Source organism: Mesorhizobium sp. M7A.F.Ca.CA.002.04.1.1 (assembly GCF_004022805.1).
In the GTDB taxonomy this organism is placed as follows: Bacteria; Pseudomonadota; Alphaproteobacteria; order Rhizobiales; family Rhizobiaceae; genus Mesorhizobium; species Mesorhizobium ciceri.
In genome coordinates this window covers 1-2,173 of sequence record NZ_RZPL01000869.1, presented here as the reverse complement: position 1 = coordinate 2,173, position 2,173 = coordinate 1, and the positions used below count along the sequence as shown (strand labels likewise).

2 protein-coding genes and 1 riboswitch are annotated in these 2,173 nt (G+C 62.1%); both genes read right to left on the bottom strand.

Annotated features, from left to right (window positions below; all coding sequences use genetic code 11):
- Window positions 1-124: 124 nt before the first annotated feature.
- A complete protein-coding gene (metW, locus tag ENZ75_RS29710; RefSeq protein WP_013529385.1) occupies window positions 125-739 on the bottom strand; it encodes a methionine biosynthesis protein MetW in 615 nt (204 codons plus the stop codon).
- A 58-nt stretch (window positions 740-797) separates the two neighbouring features.
- Complete coding sequence (locus ENZ75_RS29705; RefSeq protein ID WP_013529386.1) at window positions 798-1,967, bottom strand: homoserine O-acetyltransferase; 1,170 nt, start codon at window positions 1,965-1,967, stop codon at window positions 798-800.
- Between the two features lie 114 nt (window positions 1,968-2,081).
- A riboswitch (SAM riboswitch) is annotated at window positions 2,082-2,159 on the bottom strand.
- Window positions 2,160-2,173: the final 14 nt, after the last annotated feature.

The following is a 2,173-nucleotide window of genomic DNA, read 5'->3' as shown; positions in this document are numbered from 1 at the left end:
GCACTAGCCCGCTGTCAAACAGTCGACGCCATTTACACTGGTTCGCGATCGTCATACAGGGCGACTTTGCTCGGCGCCAAACACACTGTTGCTTGGCGAGTCGGGTCTTTGATCGGTGAGGAAATTACCGTTTCAGCAAGAACACTGCCTGCTGGCCGAAGAAATTCCAGAACCACCACGGCATCGACAAGCCGATCTTCTGGCCGGCGGCGTCGAGGGCGGTTGCCTTCTCGACTGTCGCGCCGAGTTCGTCGCACAGATTGACGAAATCGCGGATGGTGCAGAAGTGGATGTTGGGCGTGTCGTACCAGGAATAGGGCAGGTCCTTGGTCACCGGCATGCGGCCGTTGAGGAACAGCGACAGGCGCACACGCCAATGGCCGAAATTGGGGAAGGAGACGATGGCGCGGTTGCCGATCCTGAGCAGTTCGTCGAGCACCAGCTTCGGGTTGCGGGTGGCCTGCAGCGTCTGCGACAGGACGACGAAGTCAAAGCCCTTGTCGGGATAGAATTCGAGATCCTTGTCAGCGTCGCCCTGGATGACCGAGAGGCCGCGCGCCACACATTCGTTGACGCCGCGCTGCGACAGCTCGAGTCCGCGGCCGTCGACCTGCTTGGTGTCCTGCAGCAGTTCGAGCAGCGAGCCGTCGCCCGAGCCGACATCGAGCACGCGCGACTGTGGCGGGATGAGGTTGGCGACGACTTCGAGGTCGACGCGCTGGTCGCGGTTGACGCTCATGGCTTCGCCTCCCGCCTGGCGCATGATCCCGATCCGAAAAGCCTGCAATTTTTCCGGGTCATGCGCTCAGCCCTCTCGCTCGGGCCGCCGAGCCGATGAAGCCGTTTATCGCGGCAAACAGTTCCGGCTCGTCGAGCAGGAATGCGTCGTGGCCACGGTCGGTCTCGATCTCGACGAAGGATACCGATGCGCCGGCGGCGTTGAGCGCATGCACGATCGAGCGGCTCTCCTCGGTCGGGAACAGCCAATCCGAGGTGAACGACACCAAGCAGAAGCGGGTTTTCGTGCCGGCGAAGGCATCGGCCAACCGGCCGCCATGGTCTGCGGCGAGGTCGAAATAGTCCATCGACCGCGTCATGTAGAGGTAGGAATTGGCGTCGAAGCGATCGACGAAGGTCATGCCCTGGTGCCGAAGATAGCTTTCGATCTGGAAGTCGGCGTCGAAGCCGAAGGTCAGCGCTTCGCGATCCTGCAGATTGCGGCCGAACTTGCGGTGCAGGGCGGCTTCCGACAGGTAAGTGATGTGGGCGGCCATGCGCGCTACCGCCAGGCCCTTTTCCGGGCGTTTGCCGTGCTCGAAATATTTGCCGCCATGCCAGTCCGGATCGGCCATGACAGCCTGCCGGCCAACCTCATGAAAGGCGATGTTCTGCGAGGAATGGCGCGCGCCGGTGGCGATCGGCAGCGCCGAGAAGACGCGCTCCGGATAGCTCGACGCCCATTCCAGCACCTGCATGCCGCCCATCGAGCCGCCGAGCACGCAAAACAGTTTCTCGATGCCGAAATGGTCGATCAGCATTTGCTGCGCCCGCACCATGTCGCGGATGGTGATGATCGGCAGGTCGAGCCCATACGGCTTGCCGGTGGCCGGATTGGTCGAAGCCGGGCCGGTGGAGCCAAGGCAACCGCCGATGACGTTGGAGCAGATGACGAAGAAACGATTGGTGTCGATGATCTTGCCGGGGCCGATCAGCACTTCCCACCAGCCAGGCTTGCCGGTCACCGGATTGGTGCTGGCGACGTGCTGGTCTCCGGTCAGCGCATGGCAGACGAGGATGGCGTTGGAGCGGGCATCGTTCAGCGTGCCATAGGTCTGGTAGGCGATCTGGAACGGTGACAGCAGCGTGCCGGCGTCCAGCTTGAGCGGCTTGTCGGATCCAAAACGCAAAACCGGGCTCGACGGTTGGTCGACCTCGTTGTTGGTTTTGCGGGCACGCAGAACGGCCATGACATCCATCTCACACTTTGAGCCCACGCATCGCACTCGTCGAAAGTCGATGCCGATACGGGTGTCCGGCCGGCGCGGACAACAAAAAACCGGCATTGCGGTCGCAAAGCCGGTTACAGGATGCAAACGGCCCTTTAGCAAGTTGTTTAACGTGGCTGCAAGCCGACCGGCCAAATCACCACGGAAGTTCGCTCCCCTTCTAGGGC